Origin of the sequence: Mesorhizobium sp. NZP2298 (assembly GCF_013170825.1) — a bacterium.
In the GTDB taxonomy this organism is placed as follows: Bacteria; Pseudomonadota; Alphaproteobacteria; order Rhizobiales; family Rhizobiaceae; genus Mesorhizobium.
Genome location: NZ_CP033365.1, coordinates 4,621,289 through 4,642,980 on the forward strand (window position 1 = coordinate 4,621,289; position 21,692 = coordinate 4,642,980).

The following is a 21,692-nucleotide window of genomic DNA, read 5'->3' on the forward strand; positions in this document are numbered from 1 at the left end:
GGGCATTTTGGAAGCCGACCTGCACAATCCCTTTCAAGAACCCATGGTTCGCAACTGGCATCTTCCTTCTTTGTCTAGTTTGTTTCGTCCTAACGCTCGTGCTTCTCGCAGCCTTGAGGCCGTACACCCCGATCACCGTTCGCTCAGCCTCGCACGTGCCGGCCGATCTGATGAACTACTCCTTGCCCTACGTTGTGTCTTTTATGAGCATCGACTATCAGGACACGGGCAAATTCATCGGCTTCCTAATCTTCCTCGCATGGATGTTCTAGATCACTCACCGGTCCGGCCAAATACTTCTTAATCCTGTCCTGATCGCCTTCGGCTGGCGCTATTACGACATCACCTACAGCTTTGGCGGCGACGCAACTGAGCGCAGCGGGCATGCCTTGGTTCACGGCATCATCGCCCCTGGCGAAAGCCACACCCAGCTGTCGGTGCAAGAACTGCTAGTCATAAAACCGCCAAACGCGCCCGGAGACAACTGACGATGCCCATTCCTCAGGCTCTGGCAAACTTTAATATTGCCGACGCTGCCGTATCCGTCTGGCTGTTTCGTAAGTCAGGTCTTTCCGACGCCCCAGTTTTCACGGGGCGCTGGGTGCCGACAGACGATGCTCTGAGGGGGGCGTTAAGGGAGTCGATTAATCAGGCCCGTGCTGAAATCCAGGAAGCCGAGCCATATGGGTTGCTCGCGACGATCGAGGACGGCCAAGCGCTCACGATTGGCACGGATGAAACCCATGCGGGATTGATTGTGGACGCCGCGGCTGCCGAGCTCCCGCAGAAGCGGGCCCAAAGCGTGGGCCATATGCAAAACACGGATTTCTATGTTATCAAGTTGATCCATCAAAATCAGGTACTGCACGCGGTTACGAAGACCAATTCGTCCTGGAAATCACGGCAAACCCATAACCTACTAACCGTCTATTTTACTGGTGATCAACTGGGGCTGGAGACCGACCCTACATTTTCGCTGTCACGTGGCGTCGATTTTTTCATTGTCGGGATGGACATTGTCATCCTCGATAAGTCAGATTTCGAGTCCATTCTTAACTACAAACAGGCACACGCCAGCGAGTTCGCGGACCTTCAGGCCGAAGCGGCGTTCGCCGGCCTCTTCGTCGACCTGGAGCCACTTGTGGCGTTTGTCGGAAGCAATAAGCTCCATCTGCGGCGCGCCTGCGCCATCCGGCAAAAGGGATACTACTTGAGCCAGCAGTTCATGCAGCGACTACGCCAGAACCATGCACAAGCCGGACTGAACCTCACCTTCGATGGCAACGGCCGTCTCATCGCGACCGAGGCGCAATGTCCGGACATAATTCGCGCCTTTTTGGATCATCGACTGTTGTCGGTCTTCTCCGAGTCCTACTACGACGTGCAAAACGCAACGGCGATCCCCTGACAGTGCGCCAGCCCTGACCGATACCAGTGGTCCGGACTCAATTGGCCAGAATGCCGGTGGTCACAACATGTTGTGCCCTCTTGCGCAGCACATTTACATGGGGGGGTGATGGTGAGTTGGCTTGCGACACTTGCTTATGACGCGCCCGAGGAAGGCACTTTCAACCCGCCTGAAGCACAGAAGCCAACAATTCTCTGGACAATTGTGAAGCATTATGGAGTGCAAGCAGGCCGGGATGTTTCTTCAAAACCGCAATTTCTTACGACAGTCTAAGTCGCAAGCGCAGGTTGACTGGAGCTTAAGTATTTCTGATGCCTATCATCGGATAGGCAATGAAAGGTGGGGGATCGCGTGTCGCAACTTCAGGTCATGGATATCAACATTCCGGGAGTCCTAAAAAAACTGAGGACAAAGGAATGGCTCATCCCGCAATTTCAGCGTGAGTTCGTTTGGAACAACGCGCAGGTGATCGCCCTGGCCAATTCGGTAATAGACGCACGCCCGGTTGGCATGGTCACACTGTGGGAGCAAAGTGCCGACGCACCTCTTCCCCTAGAGCCAATCTCGATTGCGGATTGGGATCCGAAGGAGAACGCGACCGGACAGAAGACCTACGCGGACGATTGCCCGGTGCCAGGAAGATATTATGCGATCCTTGATGGTCGACAACGTTCGACCGCTCTGGCCTTAACCTTTGGGGGGTTGCGGGCATCGTCTGCGATTTATCGTCATGCCGGCGGCTATTTCCTTGATGTCACTGCGACGGAAGATAGCGAACGCGTGAAATTCGTGCCCCAGAAAGAGATGGTAAAACGCAACCTGCACACTCACGCTGGAGCGATTGGGAACGGGTACTTTCCCCTTGGGACTGACGACCCCAACGCCATGATGGGTCAATGGATGGTTTACCTCCAGGACATCAACAAGGCAGAGTACTATCCCGGCGGCGTACTACCCCAAGAAGAGGAGTTGAAGCGCCGGAATGCAGCGCTCAGCAAGGCATTCTCTGGCATCTTCAACACCAAGATGGCAGTCTACATCGTGCCACCGACCTACGACCTTGCGCAGATCTGCGAGATCTTCGATACACTGAACACGACTGGCACTAAGGTGTCGACGATAGATCTAATTCATAGCGGCCTTTTCAATGACACGGTTGGGGACGCTGGTGGCGCTTTGCTGCTCCGCGACGAAATCGACGCCATGGGTGAACTCGACGGAGCGGTCGGTTGGTCGTCCTCGACTGGCCGCCCAGAGTTGATTGCCCAATTCGTCGCCGCCATCCATGTGGCGCTCGACGCGAAGCCTGAACCCAAGCGTATCGGCGGCGCCAAGGACACGCGGATCACCAGTGTAAAGTCGAGCGACCTCTTGGCTATCCCCAGCGCATTCTGGCGCAAGGTCATCGAGAACAATTTGACGTTCGCGTCCTTTATCGGAGGTTTTCAGAATACGGTTGCCGGAGGGCGCTTCACCATGGCCCAATGTCCCTACCCAGCGAGTGCTGCTATCTACGTCGCCCTACGCTGGCACCTCGAGTTCGAGGGCGGCGCTGCGACACATTGGACGGTTGCCGACCTCGACCGACTGTATGGAGCGTTCTTTTGGCGCAACGTGTTTCATTCACGTTACGATCAGGGGTTCCTGACGCAAATCGGTACCGACTTGCGTGAGATGAAAGCGTTCCTCAGCAAGAAGCAACTCGGCGTAGATGAAATGGATTGGCGCAAGCAGGCGAACGAGTGGCTAGACTTCAATGTCGGCACTCGCCCCGGTCCGATTGATATCTTCGAAGTGGTCTCAGATGGCGGCGAAAAGGGAGCCTTGAGACGCGCGGCGTTATTGCTTCTACATGCTCGGGCTGACCGTGATGTGATCTCGGCTGAATTAAGTATCGCGCTTGAGGGCGGTATGATGGACCTGCATCACATATATCCGAAGGATTGGTGCAAGAACAATGCTGGCGGCGTTGCCAAGGATGTGCTCGATCGCGAAAGGGCCGGTCGCGACTGGGTCAATTCCGCGGCCAACCTAATGCCGATGCATCGCCAGACGAATAATGAGTGGCGCAAGCAATCTCCCGCAACCTTCCTGCACGGAAAAGCCGACTTCGACAGTCATCCTAATCTTTGGACGCGCTATTACATCAACCGTGATGCCTATGATCTCCTCCTGCTCGGTGAGGACGGCGTCGCCGAATTTTGGAAAAAGCGAGCGGGCGCAATGGCCGAGGATATCTATAGCCGCACCACGGCCTGAACCATGCCCCTTCTTTGCCCGATCGCGGCACGAGCTCTCATCGCTCCAACCGAGACCACGCTCCTCGCGCTATTGGAAGAGTATGGACTAGACACCGGCACGGGACTGCTTGTGAGCCTAACAAAGCTTCAAGTCGACCTTGGCGCCTTCGCAATCGCCTGTGAGCCGCAGATCGGCGTCGGCAATCTCGAGGATATCCGGGTACTCTCGGTGGTATCCGTGGAGTCGGTTGAATCAGTACTGAAGGTAATTGCGGGCGGCGAACGCTCGGACATCGAGTTTAAGTCTTCCATGCTGCTCGATGTACGGAGGTACCGGACCGAACCCGGCGAGCCCCTCGAAGCCTACAAGCTTGAGGCCGTCACTCGAACGATGATGAAATCGATCGCTGCCTTTTGCAATACTGGCGGAGGGACATTATTCGTGGGCATCGAGGATGACACCAGTGTCTGTGGCTTGGTCGAGGATTTCGTTCTCGCAAACCCCAACCGGGGGGATTTCGACGGTTGGGATCAATACCTGAGGGGACAGCTCGAATCCCGTTTCTATGATGGCAAGGCCGTGGCCAATTATGTTCGGGTGGTGCCGCTGGAGACTGGGGGGAAGACATTCGTCCGTATTCAGGTTGCGGACCGCGCGAACCTTACCTTCCTGAAGAAGGCCGGCGGTGGCGCCGAACTGTTTGTCCGCTCCGGTACCCGCTCAATCCCGATCGAATTCCAGGAACTCGAAAAACTCTACTCAATAAAGCGACAGTTCTGAGGCACCCCTAATGGGCCAGCGTGCATGCGGCTGTTGCTCTCTGGCTGACGGCGCAACAGCGCGGACGCCCCTTGCCCGTTTTCAAGCCATGATAGCTGGACCCTGTCGAGGCCGGTCATCCTGGCATTCTGAAACTGTCCCAATTAACCATGCGCGAGCTCTGTGACTTGAGATCTGGCTCGGATCCCGATCGAAGGCACTTGGACAGCATTGGCAACAAGTGACCGCCAACTGCGCCCTGAAAGGTCGAGCTATGACCAGTCCCGTTGCCTTCGAGGAAGCTCGAACCCTTCCGAACATTCTTTTCGGTCTGCGGCTAGAGATCCAAGACGCGGCTGAATCTGCGATGATTTGCCTTATCCGCCACACCAGCTTGCGACGCCTCGAAAAAAAACGTCAGACGCAGCGCACCGATTTCGTGATCAGAGCCGGCAACAAACTCCGCCGTGACGGCTCCGCCCCTTAGACAGACGCGCTCAGTGCGCTGACCGGAGAAGGTCAAAGGACCTAATCCTGGTTACCAGGATTCCCGCGCGGCACGTTCAAGGATTCCACGGCACGTTCAAGGATTCGCAGCCCAAGACCTAGTCCAAACGTCAACCGCGTGGTTCTGCGATAAACGTCAACCATTCCAGTTGGTTATCGTAATTTTCTGATACAAAACTGTGATTATCCGCCCCTGGTCGGCGGCGAAAGCGCGCCCATCTGTTCCGCCGTCAGACGCAAGGAGAACCTAGATGAAAAACCTCAGTCCCCCGGCCGCCATCGCAGGCCCGTCGCTTGCACTCCATGGCCAGATCATTGAAGCGACCAGACCCAGAACGCAAAGGAACTACCCCAGCGCCCGGGCAATCTTCACAATCCCCCCCGCAGGACGACCTGGCTACATCGTCGACGCGACCATAGTTAGCAAGACCTGGCCGCATAAGGCCCATGCGGCGACCTGTGCATGGCTTGCAGCAGCTCCGATTGGGAGCCTTCATGTGCCGGCCGTCGTAATGGAAGTGATCCAGCAAGGTATCGACCTCGAGCGAGATCGAGAACCCGGCCATGCAGAAGAGCTGACGTTCTGGAGGGATACGCTTCCGGAGGCCTGGGGCCTAACCTTCGTTCTCCCCCTTCGTGAAACTGGGATCATGGAGATCGTGGATAAGATGGAGCGTACAAAACAGCTCAACGATATGTGGCAGACATCGCCGCAGGCCACGCGCAAAAAAATCCCCCACGAGATCTTCGTTGCCGCGACTTCCATCGCTTTCGGCATGAGGATCGTCAGTCTAAAAACACGGGGTTACCTACGCATTAAAGACGCGGGATTCCCAGTGCCGGGATGTATCACCCCAGGGAATCAGACACCGGTCAATCGTATCGAGAGGCGGCCAAAGCCAAAGGCTCCATCGGACTACCTGCAACCCACAATGCACTAACGATGGCAGCTTTCACGTTTGGTCAGCGAGCGACCTGTGGACGGCACAATCATCACCGCGAAACATATCGGCGGCGTCGGCCACACGCTCGTCTGTCCAAGCCCCATCGCACAAGGAAAACCACATCATGCGCAAAGAAAGACTCATCATCGACTTCGTCAACGACCGCCGGCTTGGCAGGCAACAGGACTACTCAATCCCCTCAGCCACAACATTTCATCATCTTAAGCGCCCGTTCTCTGGTCGGCTCGTCGAGAGCTCTGACGGGGGCTGCCACATAGCGACCGTTTAACACTCCTCGCGGAAGCGGGCGAGTCGACGATCTGGATTCCTCCGGCGCCGTCAAATGGCACACGTCGCCACAAGCGAAACGGCAAGGGGTCGTTCCGCGGAAGTCATGATCACAATAACCGCGAGATCGTCACGGAGAGCCATCTCGAGGCCAACGTCGCCTGCTGGCTTGAGGCCAACCACAGGGTAATCGGGGTACGGGAACAGTGGCCGAAAATTTGGTTCGCCAAGCCCGACGGCACTCAAGCCAGCCACACCTTCGACTTCCACGTTGAGCTATCCACCGGGAGTCGCAAGGCCGTCGCGGTCAAGCCATCGGACAAAGTTCTGAGCCGCGGCCTGCTCGAAGTACTTCGAGCCATCCTCCGACAGGGGGTTCTCGCCCCGTTCGCCGACGGCATCGCCTTGATCACCGAAGACGACGTCACCGAGGACGACGCTCGGAATGCCCAGAACATTCTGAGGGCAAGGAAACTACGCAACGAACTCGAACGTCGCGCAGCTCTCGCCGACATCTCTGGAATCCATGGCACCGTCCGCTTCCGTGACCTCGTCAGGCACGCCGACGACCCGGCACGCCGCCGGACCGCACTCTGGTGCCTGATTGGCGAACAAATACTGGTCCCGGTGAATTCCCGGGAACGGATCATCGACGCCACCATCCTGCGCGTGAATCGCGCCAGCAGCCGAGAAGGAGAATTGACATGAATTCACAAAACAGGATCATCGTGCCCGAAGGCGCAGTCTACTTCATCAGCATCCTAGACCGAGTGTTGATCGGGGGTGCCGAATACGTCTGGGTCAGCACCGACGACGTCGGACATGTCTTCGCCCCAAAGCAGGACCGCGAGCGCACCGAGGGCTTCACTCACGCTCGGTTCAAGGAACTGCTGGACGACGGCACCGCCACGGTCGAGAGCGACTTCTATGCTGAGGGTAAGGCACCCCTCCGCAATTTCTACGACTCCATGGGCATCCGCGACCTCGCCGAGGACAAGGCCAGGCAGGCGATGCTTCACGCGGACATCTGCAACCAGTTCATCCGCATGCGGGAGAAGGACAGGACGATTTCCCTGTCTCAGGTGTCGCTCGAGCGCGTGCTGCCTCAGATCGAGGCGCGTCTTAAGGAGGGCAAGAAGAAGCGGTGCGGCACGAAGCGCATCGATTTCGACATGCCGTGTCCAAGGCACTTCCGACGCATCCTCAAGACCTATGTCGAGTCCGGCTACCGGCCGATCGCGCTCGCAAACCGCTGTCGCGGCCCTCGCTCGCGCGCCTCGTCGGTGCGCCCCTGTGACCTCCAGGTCTGGATGGAGTTCGCCGGGCAATTCGCCGACCGAAGAAAGCCGAAGATGTCAGTCCTGCTGCGGGAACTGAAAGCGGCGGTCGATAAGCGCAATCTTGAACGTCAGGAACAAGGCTTGCCGCTGCTCACGGCACCATCCCGGAAGCAGTTCGAGAAGCTCGTCCATGGCCTCGACCCGTTCTTCGTGACCGCCCGCCGCGAGGGCGAGGCCGCCGCGCGCGAGAAGTTCCGCATCACCTATCAGGGACTCGATGTCGAACGCCCGCTCGAGCGGGTCGAGATGGACGAATGGCGAGTGGACCTCATGACGCTGCTCGTCCATCTGAAGGTCTGGGAGCGGATGTCCAAGATCGAGCGCAAGGCCGTCCACCGCTCTCGCCTCTGGGCTACGGTCGCTATCGACTGCGCGACGCGGTACATGCTCGCGATCAAGTTCTTCGCAACGGCGCCGAATGCAGCCTCCGCGGCAGCCACCCTCGAGATGGCGGTTCTCGACAAGTCACGGTTGAATTTCCTCCTAGGCACAACGGCATGGATCGGGCACGGCACGCCCGAGCACGTGGTCACGGACGGCGGGTCTGCGTTCATCTCCTTCGAGTTCCGCTGCATGCTGGCGGAACTCGGCATCGCCCATTCTCTGCCGCCCGCAGGCGTGGCGAAGCTCAGGCCCTACATTGAGTCGCTGTTCAAGAGCCTCACCGTCCAATTCCTGCACTGGTTCGAGGGACGCACCTTCTCCGACTACATCGAGAAGGGCGACTACGATCCGGAGGAGAACGCAAGCGTCTGCGTCGACGAACTGAACCATACCTTCGCTGTCGGGGTCCAGCACGTCTACAACAACCAGCCGCATGCTGGCCTCGCGGGCGAGACCCCACACAACGCTTGGCTACGCCTCAGCCGCAAGTTCGGTGTCATCCCGCCTCCGTCGCGCGACATCCAGCGCCATGTCTTCGGCATCAACTGCAGCCGCAAGATCGGCGACAAGGGCATCTGCATCCTGGGTATCCATTACAACTCCCGCCCTCTCCAGGACCTTCGGGTGAAGGCGGGGCAGACGGTCGTCCGCGTCCGTTTCGACCGGTTCGGTCTGAAGCGGATTTCCGTGTGGAACGGCGATGGCTGGATGACCGTCAACAGCAGCTTCGACCTGCCGGATGACCTGAGCGTCTGGGAATGGGTGGGCGCGGTTAAGGAGCTGCGACGCATCCATGCCGACAACGCCGAGAGGAACCTGTCGTCGGTCTACCAGGCGATCAACGGCCTCCGCGCCTCGGGCGATGCCGCTGCCGCCAGGGCGGAGCTTGGCTCCAGTGTTCTGACAGAGCAGCGCATCAGGGGAATCGAACGCGAGCATTTCCGCGGCATCACGGTTGTCGAGGACAAGAAGGCCGCCAAGGCCGATCTGGTCCCGCTCGAGCGGCCCCATGATCCGTTGCATGCAGGGATCGATGCCTTCCCGGAAACCTTCGGGGCCGACCAGGAGGAAGGCGCTGACCCGCACGACAATCACCGAGACGACCAGAATTTCCTCGACGAAAGCACGCCCAACCAGCTCGGCGGCGTGGACGACCTGAAGTTCAACGACGAGTAGGAGATACGACCATGTTCAACGACGACGACGACAACCAGCAACGCCTTGACAATGCTCTGTCGAGGCTTCGGACCTCGATGTCAGGTCAGGCGCGGGAGCGTGCCGACCGCATCGCTTTCATCAACTCCCTGTACATCGGCACGAAGCGAGACGACAAGCTAAACGAGCTTGTCGATCTGCTCGTTGGCAACGCAGCCGGGGCGGCTCACGGAGAGCCGGGGAAGCGGCGTGCCCTATTCGTCATCGGCGAGTCCGGCTCGGGCAAGTCGACCGCGATCCGCCACCTGATCGCCAACCGGATCGAGTTCCGACCCTACGATGACGGCTCGGGCCAGACCATCAGGCCGATGCTGTCGTTCGACGCGCCCAGCCCGCTGACCCTGAAGCTCCTCGCCAAGGTGGGAATCGAGGCGACCGGATATCCCATCTTCGGCAGGCTCCAGGAGAACGAGGCCTGGGACCTGTTCAAGCAGCGGCTGCAGGGGAGCAGCGTCCTGTTCCTCCATATTGACGAGATGCAGCACGCCGTGAAAGGCAACAACCCGACGAAGCTCCAGCATCTCGCCGACACGGTGAAGAGCCTCCTCCAGATTCGAGACTGGCCCCTTCACATCATCCTGTCGGGCGTGCCAAGCGTCATCGATTTCCTCGATCATGATGACCAGCTGAAGAACCGCAGCATGGTGATGGAGTTTGCGCCCCAGACGAAGGCAGCCGCGGAAACTGTTAGCGCGGTCGTGCAACGGATCGTGGAGAAGCATGCCGGGATGCGGCTGTCCAAGAACGCCAGCGACGAAGAATTTGTCTTCCGCCTCATCCACGCCACGAACGGTGCTTTTGGGACCATCATCCAGGTGGTCCGCGCGGCCGTCGAACATGTCATGATGCATGCGACAGACAAGGACGGTGAGCCCGTTCCCGAGGTCGTGTCCCTGAACAGCTTCGCTGAGGTCTATTCAGCCTTCACCGGATGCGTTCCGGCGCAGAACGTATTCAAGGTGAAGCAATGGGACATCATTGTCCCGTCAAACGCGCTAGCCAGGATGCTAAAGAAGAGAGAGTGGGACAGGAAGGTCGGCATCTCGGGAGGCGTGAAATGAGACCCCTCCCCATCACCGTGCCGCTCGGCATCGGCCAGACACCGATTAGCTTCGCGTCTAGCTTGGCGGCGGCCAACGGCGTCCCTACCATGCGCGATTTCTGCCGGCACGTGGCCGTCGATCGCAAGGGGATGGGGCGCGGCGAGCTCAGGCAGATTAAGCGGCTGGCCCGGCTCGGCGACGTCGATCCTACACAACTCGAAACGAGTTGGATCGTACGCAAGGACGGATGGACGTTCGTCGGCGGCGAAAAGCTGCGGCGGCAATGCTCACTTAAAGGCTTTCGGTATTGCCCTCTGTGCATCCAGGATGACCTTTCGAACCGCGCAGGTCCTCGTTACGCAAGGCCATTCCTGAGGGCCTCCTGGATGATTGAAGCTGTAGGCACCTGCGTGATCCACACGACGAGCCTTGTCCAATCGCGTGGCCCGGTCGACAAATATCTGGATGATGATTTCGCGGCCTACGTCAGACAGCACCGAGGCGAAGTCGATCGGTTCGCTGCGGAAGCCCGGCCCGTAGCGAGGTCGTCCGCCGACGCCTGGATGCATCAACGGCTTGTCTGCCACTCCGACCCCAGCTTCCTGGGGTCGTTGCAGTTCCATGTTGCATTGCGCCTTTGCGAGGTGATCGGCTTCATCGAGCTGAACGGCGTGAAAGCCTCTGCGAGGAATTTCGAGGGGGCTGCGCTCCGTGAAGCGCGAGAACGGGGCTATAGAATCGCCGCCGGCGGCGTGGACGCGATTCGATTGTTCCTAGAAAAGCTCGACACCGCGTTCTGGGAGGCAACGCATGTAATAGGCGGCGCGAGACTCTACGGCCCTCTTTACAGGTGGCTCCAAGGGACGATGAGTAACCCTGATTTTGATCCAGTGCGCAAGGTCATAAAGGATCATGCCATCGACTCATTCCCGATTGGTCCTGGCGACGTTTTCCTCGGTCCTGTGGAACATCGACGCTGGCATTCGGTGCACTCGGCCTCGCGAGAGTACCGCGTTCATCCTAAGCGCCTGCGGAAACAGCTGGAAGTCCAAGGCATCATCGGAGACCTCGCGGGCCGTTCCAATGGACGGATTGCATTTGAGACGTCGGCGGCGGCTGGGTTCCTCACCCAGGTCTCAGACAGGGTTTTCGCACCGGAGGCGCGCCGACGGCTGCAAGTCAGCGCGGAGGGGTTCCGGCAGCTCATGAACGAGGGTTTGGTTGCGCCTTTGACAGTCCGGAAAGGCGGCGGCATGCATATCCAATATTCGGAAAGGCAGCTCGACGAGTTTCTGAAGTGCCTTGCGGCTAAAGCAATCGAAAGAAACGGTGGGGAAACAGACCTCGTCTCGGTGCAGCGTGCTACGTCGCTGGCGGGCTGCAGATTCATAGAGGTCATCCGTCTCATTCTTGGGCGCAAGCTAGACCGCCTGGAGCTTGACGTCAGCCGGGTCGGTTTCCTCGCCCTGTTGGTTTGCCCAACCGAAGTGCGCAAGAAGACGGTTCTGAAGAACCATGGCGGCCACAGCCTAAGGGCGGTCGAGCAGAGACTGAAGACCACCACAAACACAGTTCGCCGCCTGGTGGACGGTGGATGGCTTCCATCGACGGATGCTGTAAATCCGATCAAACGCTGCACGCAACGCGTGGTGATGCCTCTCGATATCGAAGAGTTCTTGGAGCGGTACGTCTCTCTCCACAGACTCGCAGCCGCGAGCAACATGCAGATCGCTGCGCTGAAAGGACAATTGCTGGCGGCAGGTATCCGTCCCGCGTTCCATCTGGGGCCAGGCACCGCGACGTTTTATGAGACATCGCAGCTCGCGTCGGCAGGGCCGCCTTCCCTTCGGGGGCGAACGGTCAGATAGGGACAAGTACCGAGCTGAAACGAGACCAGTACGCCGCTTCCGAGCCCCGCCACAAGCGGGGCTTTTTGCTGCCTTGGCGGACGCTGATCAAGGACTCGCGTTGAAGGACATTCAGCTCCTTTTGAAGGACAAAACCGAGATCAGCCTCAGCGATTCCAATGGCTTAGAGTCGTTCAGGGACAAAGATTCAGGGCGCATCCAAAAACGCGACATAATCGGCCCGATTGAAAGATCGGGCCGATTATGTTTTTGGGGTCAGTTGGCGCTAGCCGAGGCTCAGTCCGCCAAGCAGTGCGGCGTCTTTCCTCCATACGTTTGATGTGCGTCAAGGCCAGGCGATCCACGCCTCACTATCTTCACCATCAGGAATGACCTTGGAGACGAGCGATGGACGCAGAGATCAGAGACAAGATTCAAACGCTCCTTGATCAGCACCGCATCATGACGGTCGCAACACTGAGGGCGGATGGCTGGCCTCAGGCGACGACCGTGGGTTACGTCAATGACGGCCTTTCCCTCTATTTTCTTTGCGGGCTCGACAGCCAGAAGGCGGAGAATCTGGCGCGGGACGATCGCCTGTCGCTGACCATCGATCACGACGCGCCTCAGGTAGTGGAGATCACTGGCCTTTCCATGGCGGCACGGGCACAGCCGGTCACAGACAAGGCCGAGGCCGAGAAGGTTCTGAGGATGATGCCGATGAAATATCCGCCACAAGCCTCGATGCCATTCGCGATGCCGACGCCGGAGCAGGTGCGCATCTTCCGTGTGGTGCCTTCAGTCATCTCCGTGCTCGACTACTCGAAAGGTTTCGGCCACACGGATCTCGTGACCTTTTGAGCGCCTGCTCTCGATCAAGGTCGGTTATGATGACGGCGTTTTCGCAACCTCTCCTTTGGCTGGAAAGGTCATTCAATTCGGCGACAACACCCGCAGCGTCCGCTCGTCAAACAGCGGCTCGTCCTGCCCCACCCGTACAAACAGCACCTTCCGCCCCTCACCCGCCGGCACTTCGAAATACTGGATGCCGTCGGGCATTTCGCCCCAGTCGCCGCAGGGCGGCTCTGGAACCTCGTCGGGGTTGGCAAGTGCTTTCAGTTCTTTCGCGTAGGCGGCGTCGGGGCTGAACGTGTAGCGCTTGACGCCGGCGGGCACTGTGCCTTCCGTGTAAGGCGCCAGCACGCAGCGGGCACTGACGGCCTTGTTGGTCTTCTCCCGGAACAGGCGCAGCAACGCAGCCTCGGCGGTTTCGCCTGATTTGACGTCGAACACTTCGACAAGCGGGGCAGGCGCGCCGCCATCGCTGTATTTGATGGCGAGCGCGTTGCCGGCGAATTCGAAATGGATCTGACGGAAGCCGAAATCGCAACGCTGCACCCAGGCGGCAAGGCCGATCGTCTTGTCGGCGAGTTTTTCCCAGACGCATTTGTCGATCGGCGGGCGCGACGGCGCCAGCTCGTCCGCACGTACCACGGTGGATAGCGTCACGGCTGTAAACAGGGTGCCGATCCAAACAATCGATCTCATGGTGCTGTTCATCGCTATCCTCTCACACCAGTCCGACCAGCCAGGCCGCGCCGCCGAGAAAGCCCGCCGAACAGAGCCACAGCAGCCAGAGTCCGCGCACCCGGCATTCGAGCACCGCCGAGGCGGGGTTGGAGGGGTCATGGTGCACGTCGACCTTGCTGCCCTCGGCATAGCTTCGTGCCTGACCGCTGACGAGGCCGGGCAGCGAAGCCGTCACTGTGGCGCCGAACGTCACGCGGTCGGAGGTGTAGCTCTGGCCGGCGACGCCATAGCTGTAGACGATGCGGGATTTGAAGACGGTGCGCCAGCGTCCGTAGTTGCTATGGTTTCGCAGCGCCTGCAGACCTGAGGAATCGATGCGGCCGGCGGCCACCGGCCATTTTGCCGCCTGCTCGGCCAGCGATTTCTGGGCGAAACCCATGCGCAGGGCGAACAGCCCCATGAACAGCAGGAGTGCCGCGGCGCCCAGGTTCTGCGGCTTGGGCAGATGCGGCCGGATCGCCTCCAGCACGCCGCCGACGGAAAACACCAGCACCGCCGTGCCGATCACCAACCCGGCCGAGAGCTGGACCATGAACTTGAAGGCACCGTCCGGCATGGTGCGCTCGATCACGGCTTTGCTCGGATCGGCCGGATTGTAGAAGACCGTAACCTCCGCGCCGCGGGGAAACTGCGCCAGGGTCTCGGCGACTTCGAAATTCCCCAGATTTTCCTTCACGCTGTAGCGCGAGCTTTGAAATTTCTTGCCGCCCACCTTGTATTCGAAGGTGATCGCCGGAAAATTGCGCATCTCGGTCGTATCGCTGCTGTCCGAGCCGACGCCCGAGCTTCTGACCTCACGCGCCTCGACGCGCGACGAGATGATCTTTCCCGGCGTCGGCATCCAGCGGCCGAGGGCTTGCACCTCTCGCCATTTCACGAAGGTGATGAACGACAGACTGCCCGCGACCACGCAAGCAAATCCGATCAGCAGAAATTTGAGTTCGAGCTCCACCCTGATCCCCCCGGATTGCAGGAACCGGCACTAGACAGCACGGCGGCTGCAATGTCTCGTTTATTCGCAAAGGCGCCGCGCACGGCCCCCCTGCAAGTTTGATCCAGGTCAACGCGGATGCATCGCCTGTGCTGTCTCTTCGGATATCATCCCAAGGAGAACGAACATGTCGACCTACGACCTCATGGTTGTCACCGCAGTCCTGCTCAGCTTCGCGTCATTTTCCGGGGTCCTGGCCTTTGCTACTTTCGACGAATCGCGTCGCCGTCACGCAAGATAGGGTTAGGCGATCGGACCGGGTGGATGGGCGTCGCGCGGCCATCCACACGACGACGTGATAAAGGTGCAATTTGACGGCGGATCGGATCGAATGAGAACGTCTGGAAGATAGCAACCGGAAAGTGGCCATGAGCGACGACCCCGAGGACGACACCGACATCGTCAACCAACTCGCCTACGTCAGAGCCGATCCAACCCAGCACGATACGCTTACACTTCTCACCATGATCGATGCCGCGATTGCCGAGATCATGGCGTTGAGGAGAAAGCTGCGGCTGAGCGAGGACAAGAATGCCGGGAGCAACCAGCTCCAATAGGCGGCAAGACCAGAGCGAAGGGCGACGCGAACCCTAAAGCGCGTCGCACGAAACGGATTCATGCGACGCGCTTTAGGCCTTTTGTCTTATGCATGTCGTTCTCCCAAAACCGAGTTCACTTTTGGGCGACATGCATTAGTCCGCGTCTGCCATCATCTGACGGCCGCCGCCGCCGGCCCAGGCGCGCCATTGCCGTTCGTCGCCATGGAAGACGTTGAGGTCGATGCGGCCGGTCACGCCATGCGACAGGCCGGAGCCGGAATACTGCCAGAACAGCCATTTGCGGCCGGGATAGACCTTTGACGGATGCCGTGCCACCGCGCGCAGCCAGAACGGGTAGTCGAGAAAAGCGCCCTGCAGGTTGTCGCGATAGAAATCCGGCGCGGTGTAGATGATCGGACGCTGGCCATAGTGGCGCTCCAGCTTGTCCATGAACACCTGCATCTTCTCCAGCACCTTTTCGCGTGACGGGCGCCGCTTGCAGCTGGAATCGCCGTTCCATTCGACATCGATCACCGGCGGCAAGGCGCCATCCACCTTCGGCACGTTGCGGATGAACCAGTCGGCCTGTTCGCCGGCGGTCCGGCACCAGTAGAAGAAATGATAGGCGCCGCGCTTCAGCCCGGCGGCATCGGCATTGCGCCAGTTCTTCATGAACATCGGATCGAGGTGGTCGCCGCCATCGGTCGCCTTGATGTAAGCGAAGTTGGCGCCCTGGGCGCGCAGCTTGCCCCAGTTGACGTCGCCTTGCCAGCGCGAGACGTCGACACCGTGCACGGCAAGGTGGCGCGGCGAGGAGCGGCCGAAATTGATCGGCTTGGCATCGCGAAAACCGTAGCGCGTGACCGGCCCGGCAAGCATCGGCGGTGCAGCCCGCGACAAGAGCCTTGGCGGCGAGACCAGAGCCGCGGGCTCGATGGGCGGATCGACATTGTCCGGCAATTCGGGCGCCGGAAACGCCACCGTCTCTTCTTCCGCCAGGCCGAAGGGCCGACCACCAGTGTCGTCCGCTGGCGCCGCCTCGGCCAGCCTGCGCGCTTTGCCAGCCTTGGTTGCGGGAACGGATGCGATAGGTGCGCTTGGCCGCACCACCGAACTGGTGGTTTCATTCGACGGCTTCTGCATGTCGAGCGCGTCCATGCCCGATGTCGACGAACAGCCGGCAAGGCACAGCGATGCGATCACGAAACTGATGACGCCTGGTAACCGCATCTGGACCTGTACTCAAAACACAACAGACCGAAGGCGACGGCCCACGGACAACCAGCGCTAGTTATGAACGAGAAATTACCAATAAAGTTTGAATCAAGTTTTTACCATGACTGTGACCCGTTTCAGACATTCGCCAGCGATGGCCCGCCAAGCCTTGACAGCGCCATGATGTGGCTGTTGAGACGGGCGGCGGCGTCTCGCGCCGGTATGTCCCGCGATTTTGAAAAAGGCGCCCGATGATTGCGTTGCCGCGGCTTCTCCCGATCCTCCTGCTCGCCGCCCTTTCCTGCGGCGCGCCCTTGGCCGGGACGGCGCATGCCGGCGGGTTGGTCGTCGTCCCCGCCGGCAATCGCTCCGAGACGCAACCGCCGATCCCGGATGCATCAGCGACGCGAACCCGCGCCTTCAAGACCACCTATGCGGAAAAATACGAAAAGATCGTCGCGCTGCTGAAGCGCGAGAGGAAACTGGTGGCGCATATCAAGCAGGCGGCCGCGGCTTACGATATCGACCCCATCCATATCGTCGGCGCGCTGGTCGGCGAACACACCTACAATGTGACCGCCGTCGGCTCGGTCCAGACCTACTATGTGAAAGCGCTGTCCTATTCCGGTCTCGATTTCTCCTTCCGCTACAAGGGCGTGCCGGTGCAGAGCTTTGTCCAGCGGCCGGAGTTCGCGGCCTGCGCCGGGGCCCGGGACAGTGCCGCCCTTTGGAGCTGCCGCGACAGGGTCTGGGTCGACCATTTCCGCGGCAAGACGGTCGACGGCGTCACCTATGACGCGATGACCTTCCAGCAGGCGTTCTTCCAGCCCTTCTTCGCCGGCCAGACATTCGGCCTTGGCCAGATCAGCCCGCTGACCGCGCTGGAGGTCACCGACCTGGTCAACAAGGTCAGCGGCTACGACAAGCTCACACCGGATCATCCGCAGGCCATCTATCGCGATGTCATGGATCCCGACCGCAGCATCGTCTACATCGCCGCGATCGTGCGCGACGCCATCGACGCCTACAAGGAACAGGGCTTCGACATATCAGGCAATCCAGGAATCACGGCCACGCTCTACAATGTCGGCCAGCCCCGGCAGCGGGCGGCGGATCTGCGCGCGGCGCTCACCAGCGGCAAGGGCCGCAAGCTGCCGGTCGAAAATTATTACGGCTGGCTCGTCAACGACAAGCTCGACGAACTCAGGAGCCTGCTCGACAGCGGCAGCTGAAACAATTTCAACAGGAGCTTGCGTGCAGTCGTTCATCGACCAGAGCGTTTATTTCATCGAGAGCCATCAGGCGTGGGCCGGTCTCGTGGTCGGGCTGCTGGCTTTTGGCGAGTCGCTCGTGCTGGTCGGCATCCTGTTGCCCGGCACCACGGTGCTCATCATCGTCGGCGGCCTGGTCGGGGCCGGTATCGTCCAGCCTTTGCCCGTTCTCCTGGCGGCGATGATCGGGGCGGCGCTCGGCGACACCATTTCCTATTTCCTCGGCAGATGGCTGGGACGCGGCGTCGTCCATAAATGGCCGCTCAACCGCTACCGCCGCGAGGTCGCCAGAGCGCGGCTGTTCTTCCATCGTTATGGTTTTGCGGCGGTTTTCATCGGCCGCTTCTTCGGCCCGGTCCGCGCAACGGTGCCGCTGGTCGCGGGCATGATGGGCATGCACCGGCGCCGCTTCCAGATCGCCAATATCCTGTCGGCGATCATCTGGGCTCCGGTCGTGCTGTCGCCTGGATGGCTGGTGGCCAAGGGCGCCGGCAGCATCCCCGAGCTCGATGCGACCAGCCTGTTCGGGTTGGCGGCGATCGGCGTGGTTGTCTTGATCATCATGGCGGTGATTGCCCTCAAGCTCCGAAGCAGGCGAACCGCCCGAGCCTAGCCACGCTTCCTGAACACACCGATAATCGGCCCCAGATTCCAGTAGTCGTCGTTGCGTCCGATGGCAGGCGCGAACAGGCTCGAAATCGTGCCGTCGAGAAACAGCGCATTGTCGCAGCCGAGCGCATCGCGAAACAGCCGGGCGAATGCATGGAAATTCACCGTGCCGTTCGAAATGGCAAAGACCGCGACACCGTCCTTGCGCACCCCGACACCGTCGCGGGTCTTGCGCGAAGTGCCATCGGACTGGAATTTCGGATGCAATTGGCCGTCGATCACCAGCATCGGTCCCGATTGCGTCGCATAGTCGGTGGATGGCCGCTTCCTGACGAAGTCCCAGGTCGCCCGGACCGCGGCCTTGCCGCCGCTGATGTAGAAAATGCCATTCGGCTGCAGCGAAAAATTGCCGCTTCCCGATCCTGTCTTCACACCGGCCATTTCCTGGCCTCGCTCGACATAGAGGCCAACCGGCCTGAGATCGGGGTGATACATGCCGGCATTGATGGCAAACAGCATGGTGCGGCCGGCCGCGCGCTGGGCGTTGTCGAGATTGTGCAGCGATTGGAAAGGCTTGCCAGCCGGATCCTTCCAGAACAGCTCGATCGAATAGAGTTTCGGGTCGACCTCGCAGACCAGATAGCTGGTCGCCTCGAAGGCGAAATCACGGCACGGCGGCACCGACGCGAACCACTGGCCGAACGCCACCGTCGTGGCAACGGCCTGCGGCAGCGCGGCCTTGATCAGGGCCACCAGCAGAGGCGCCGAGTTGAAAAGCGTCGGAAAATCCATGCGCCCACCGAATTGCCAGCTCCAACGAGCCGCCGTGGATAGCATCGTTGGCCGGCATTATGAAGATCGGCTTGCAACGGGCGCGGATCGGAAGCCGCGGCTGGGATCGACGGGATTATTTGACGGCGCTGACCAGCTGTTCGTCGCCACCAAGAATGGAGACCCAGTGTCCTGTGTTGTCGCTAGCCTGCCGCTTCAGGTAGCGATAGCTCGTCTGATTCCAGAGGCGGACCTTGTCGGTCAGATTGTCGAGAATGACGTCGCCCTTGTCGGTGCGCACCGTCAGCACGGCGTGGCCTTCGCCATCCGGCTTGCGAACCACCGTCATCAAAAGATTGGCTATGGCAATGCCCATGCCGTTGAGCTCGCGCCGCTTTTCCAGCGCGTAGTCTTCGCAGTCGCCGAAGCCGTTGTCCGGATAGGCCCACCACTCGTCCTTGCCGTAATTGTCCATGTCGCTCATCGGCTTGACGCGCGTGTTGACGGAGAAATTGACGGCGGAGATATCGTGCAGCAGCTTGCTGGTCATATGTTCCGGCACGCTGTCGGGCGAGCGGATCGAGCATTCGGCGACATGGATCTTGCAAAAATCATAGTGGCCGATCGGCTGCGAAGTCGATCCGCCGACAACCATGGAAGCAGGCGCGGCATGGGCCGAACCCGTCGCCGCACAGAAAACGGTCAGGGCAAACGCCAGCCCCAGCCCCTTCGCCTTGCGGCGCCAACCCATCGAGGATGCCATGCGGCCCCACCCATCTGTTTTGTTAACAGAACGTTAAGGGCTGTTATATTCCGAAGTCAATGAACCCGGCCGATCACATCTTTGCGGATCGATGCATGCATCCGAGTGGTTGCCCGCGCGCAACACCGGGCCTGGCTAAGCCAGCCATCCCATCGCCACGCCCAGCAGCAGGACGACGCCGAGCAGGCCGCGATAGATGACGAAGGGCCAGGCGGAGAAGCGCTCCAGCACGCGCATCAGGCCCCATATGGCGAAGAAGGCGGAAATCGAGGCGACGACCAGTCCGGTCGCAAGAACCGACCAGCCATGGGCATCGAGGTGAACCTTGTGCAGTTCCCACAACTCCTTGAGGCCGGCCAGCGCGATCGCCGGCAGGCCGAGCAGGAACGAAAAACGCGCCGCCTCGGCCCGCTTGAAGCCGAGCCCGAGCGCCGCGGTCAAGGTCGAGCCCGAGCGCGAGACGCCAGGGATCAGCGCGCCGATCTGGGCGACGCCGACAAGCAGCGCATCGGTGAGCGACGCTTCGCCGATGGTGCGCTTGTGGCGGGCGAAAATCTCGGCAAGCGCCAAAAGGATCGCCATTGCGATGCAGGACCAGCCGATCACGCTCAGGCTGCGCAGCGGAGAATTGCAGGCGTTGAGAATACCCGACAGCGCGACGCCCGCGATAATGATCGGGACCGTCGCCAGCACGATCCAGGAAGCCAGCCTGAAATTCCGGTCGGCGAAATCGCGCCGCGTGAGTGCGTCGAGCGAACCGAACAGGAGGTCCCTGACATCGCCCCAGAAATAACTGATCACGGCGGCAAGAGCGGCAAGCTGCATGGCGGCGGAAAAGGCGGAACCTGGATCTTGCCAGCCGAGCACCGCCGGCACGATGCGCATATGGGCGGTCGAGGAGATCGGCAGCAATTCGGTGATGCCCTGCACCAGGCCGAGAAAGGCGACCTTGGCATATCCCAGGCCAACAAAGCCGGTGTCTACGCCTTGAGTGCAGATGTCAGCCATGTCTGGTTCCGTGGGGTCAGAGATCGAACTTGCGCTGAAGGGACCGATCGGTCCGGGGCAAGCCATACCGTCATCGAACGGATAATCAATTTACGGATTTGTAATCTGGTTCGGTCGCGCCGAATGCCTACAGCTCACGGCCGGCCCAACGGGCCGGCCTAAGTTCTCATGGGGGAAAACCGCAAGGCGGTTACGGGCACAGCCAGAGTTTCTGGCAGGTCCTGGCGATCACATGCGCAGGCGGAACAACAGGCTCCTCGGCCGAAGGTCGGCGAACCCGTTCGAGCAGCATGCGCACCTGTTCCGGGCGCACGCGGTCGCGCTCCATGACAAGCAGGACCATCGGATCGCTCAAAAGCTCGTCCAGGGTGCTGATGCTGTCGTTCATCCGTCGTCTCCTCGAATGCCGGCCCGCGCAGCGTAGATAGGACGACAAAGATGGCTCGCCAATGACGCTTTGCCGGCTATCGCGTGTCGATTTGGATTAATTTTTGGTCATGGTTCGCGTTCGCTTCCACTCTTGAAGGCGGAACGCAAGAACTAGGCCGGCGGAGCGCCTTCATGTTGCGGCAGGCCGTCGTCGAGCACCACCCAAGGCTGTTTCGAGGCGGTGAAAATATGCATCTGCGGCCGGAACAGCGAAGGGTCGTCGAGCGAACCCGTGGTGACGCCGATGATGCCGGCAGAGTCGCGCCGCGAAAACATCGTCGTGCCGCAGCCCGAGCAAAAACCGCGCTTGAGATCGGGCGAGGTGTTGACTGTTGCCAGTGACCCCTCGATCGTCACATCATCGATGCGAAACAGCACGCGCGCGTTGAAGGCGGCGCCGATCGCCTTCTGGCAAAGCCGGCAATGGCAGATGCGCTCGTTGATGGGAGCCGCATCGGTGCTGTAACGCACCGCTCCGCACAGGCATCCGCCTTCATACCTTGCCATGGCCTCGATCCAAAATGGAGAGA

At 60.2% G+C, this 21,692-nt stretch carries 20 protein-coding genes; 12 read left to right on the plus strand and 8 right to left on the minus strand.

All coding sequences use genetic code 11. The features are described from left to right. Window positions 1-490: 490 nt before the first annotated feature. From EB231_RS22420 to EB231_RS22460, 9 genes are all read left to right on the plus strand, one after another. The gene (locus EB231_RS22420; protein WP_172350747.1) at window positions 491-1,408 is read left to right on the plus strand and encodes a Kiwa anti-phage protein KwaB-like domain-containing protein; all 918 of its coding nucleotides are present in this window, start codon (window positions 491-493) and stop codon (window positions 1,406-1,408) included. Window positions 1,409-1,759: 351 nt separating this feature from the next. Next, window positions 1,760-3,667, plus strand: coding sequence for a DUF262 domain-containing protein (locus tag EB231_RS22425; RefSeq protein WP_172350748.1), 1,908 nt, complete (start codon window positions 1,760-1,762; stop codon window positions 3,665-3,667). Window positions 3,668-3,670: 3 nt separating this feature from the next. Further along, window positions 3,671-4,429, plus strand: a complete 759-nt coding sequence (locus EB231_RS22430) for an AlbA family DNA-binding domain-containing protein (protein ID WP_172350749.1) — start codon at window positions 3,671-3,673, stop codon at window positions 4,427-4,429. 737 nt (window positions 4,430-5,166) lie between these two features. Continuing rightward, entirely contained in the window at window positions 5,167-5,856 is a 690-nt protein-coding gene (locus EB231_RS22435) for a hypothetical protein (RefSeq protein ID WP_172350750.1), read from the plus strand. A gap of 696 nt (window positions 5,857-6,552) precedes the next feature. Then, window positions 6,553-6,855 carry a hypothetical protein gene (locus EB231_RS22440; protein ID WP_172350751.1) on the plus strand — a complete coding sequence of 101 codons (303 nt, stop codon included), beginning with the start codon at window positions 6,553-6,555 and terminating at the stop codon, window positions 6,853-6,855. Further along, window positions 6,852-9,047, plus strand: a complete 2,196-nt coding sequence (locus tag EB231_RS22445; RefSeq protein ID WP_172350752.1) for a Mu transposase C-terminal domain-containing protein — start codon at window positions 6,852-6,854, stop codon at window positions 9,045-9,047. Before EB231_RS22440 ends, EB231_RS22445 begins: the two co-directional genes overlap by 4 nt. An 11-nt stretch (window positions 9,048-9,058) precedes the next feature. After that, a complete protein-coding gene (locus EB231_RS22450; RefSeq protein ID WP_172350753.1) occupies window positions 9,059-10,147 on the plus strand; it encodes a TniB family NTP-binding protein in 1,089 nt (362 codons plus the stop codon). Next, the gene (locus EB231_RS22455; protein WP_172350754.1) at window positions 10,144-11,997 is read left to right on the plus strand and encodes a TniQ family protein; all 1,854 of its coding nucleotides are present in this window, start codon (window positions 10,144-10,146) and stop codon (window positions 11,995-11,997) included. The genes EB231_RS22450 and EB231_RS22455 overlap by 4 nt, the downstream gene beginning before the upstream one ends. Before the next feature lie 387 nt (window positions 11,998-12,384). Further along, window positions 12,385-12,837, plus strand: a complete 453-nt coding sequence (locus EB231_RS22460; protein WP_172350755.1) for a pyridoxamine 5'-phosphate oxidase family protein — start codon at window positions 12,385-12,387, stop codon at window positions 12,835-12,837. A gap of 72 nt (window positions 12,838-12,909) precedes the next feature. Here EB231_RS22460 and EB231_RS22465 read toward each other — a convergent pair whose 3' ends face one another. Further along, entirely contained in the window at window positions 12,910-13,524 is a 615-nt protein-coding gene (locus EB231_RS22465) for a hypothetical protein (protein WP_246740698.1), read from the minus strand. 22 nt (window positions 13,525-13,546) lie between these two features. After that, a complete protein-coding gene (locus EB231_RS22470; protein ID WP_172350757.1) occupies window positions 13,547-14,518 on the minus strand; it encodes a DUF3592 domain-containing protein in 972 nt (323 codons plus the stop codon). Between the two features lie 407 nt (window positions 14,519-14,925). Between EB231_RS22470 and EB231_RS22475 the strand changes: the two genes are divergently transcribed. Next, window positions 14,926-15,114 (plus strand): hypothetical protein, encoded by a 189-nt coding sequence (locus EB231_RS22475; RefSeq protein WP_056562090.1) that lies wholly within the window; start codon window positions 14,926-14,928, stop codon window positions 15,112-15,114. Window positions 15,115-15,249: 135 nt separating this feature from the next. Here EB231_RS22475 and EB231_RS22480 read toward each other — a convergent pair whose 3' ends face one another. Continuing rightward, window positions 15,250-16,326: a glycoside hydrolase family 25 protein gene (locus EB231_RS22480; RefSeq protein ID WP_172350758.1), complete on the minus strand. Its 1,077-nt coding sequence runs from the start codon at window positions 16,324-16,326 to the stop codon at window positions 15,250-15,252. Between the two features lie 236 nt (window positions 16,327-16,562). Between EB231_RS22480 and EB231_RS22485 the strand changes: the two genes are divergently transcribed. Together EB231_RS22485 and EB231_RS22490 are read left to right on the plus strand one after the other, a co-directional pair. Beyond that, the gene (locus EB231_RS22485; protein ID WP_172350759.1) at window positions 16,563-17,543 is read left to right on the plus strand and encodes a DUF1402 family protein; all 981 of its coding nucleotides are present in this window, start codon (window positions 16,563-16,565) and stop codon (window positions 17,541-17,543) included. A gap of 22 nt (window positions 17,544-17,565) precedes the next feature. Continuing rightward, window positions 17,566-18,195 carry a DedA family protein gene (locus EB231_RS22490; RefSeq protein ID WP_172350760.1) on the plus strand — a complete coding sequence of 210 codons (630 nt, stop codon included), beginning with the start codon at window positions 17,566-17,568 and terminating at the stop codon, window positions 18,193-18,195. Here EB231_RS22490 and EB231_RS22495 read toward each other — a convergent pair. From EB231_RS22495 to EB231_RS22515, 5 genes are all read right to left on the minus strand, one after another. Beyond that, window positions 18,192-18,983, minus strand: coding sequence for a phosphodiester glycosidase family protein (locus tag EB231_RS22495; RefSeq protein WP_172350761.1), 792 nt, complete (start codon window positions 18,981-18,983; stop codon window positions 18,192-18,194). The two genes, EB231_RS22490 and EB231_RS22495, sit on opposite strands and share 4 nt — an antisense overlap. 115 nt (window positions 18,984-19,098) lie before the next feature. After that, on the minus strand, window positions 19,099-19,725 hold the full coding sequence (locus EB231_RS22500; protein WP_172350762.1) for a transglutaminase-like cysteine peptidase: 627 nt from the start codon (window positions 19,723-19,725) through the stop codon (window positions 19,099-19,101). Window positions 19,726-19,860: 135 nt separating this feature from the next. Beyond that, entirely contained in the window at window positions 19,861-20,733 is an 873-nt protein-coding gene (locus EB231_RS22505) for an undecaprenyl-diphosphate phosphatase (RefSeq protein WP_172350763.1), read from the minus strand. 190 nt (window positions 20,734-20,923) lie between these two features. Next, the gene (locus EB231_RS22510) at window positions 20,924-21,121 is read right to left on the minus strand and encodes a hypothetical protein (RefSeq protein ID WP_172350764.1); all 198 of its coding nucleotides are present in this window, start codon (window positions 21,119-21,121) and stop codon (window positions 20,924-20,926) included. A gap of 152 nt (window positions 21,122-21,273) precedes the next feature. Continuing rightward, on the minus strand, window positions 21,274-21,669 hold the full coding sequence (locus EB231_RS22515; protein ID WP_172350765.1) for a GFA family protein: 396 nt from the start codon (window positions 21,667-21,669) through the stop codon (window positions 21,274-21,276). Window positions 21,670-21,692: the final 23 nt, after the last annotated feature.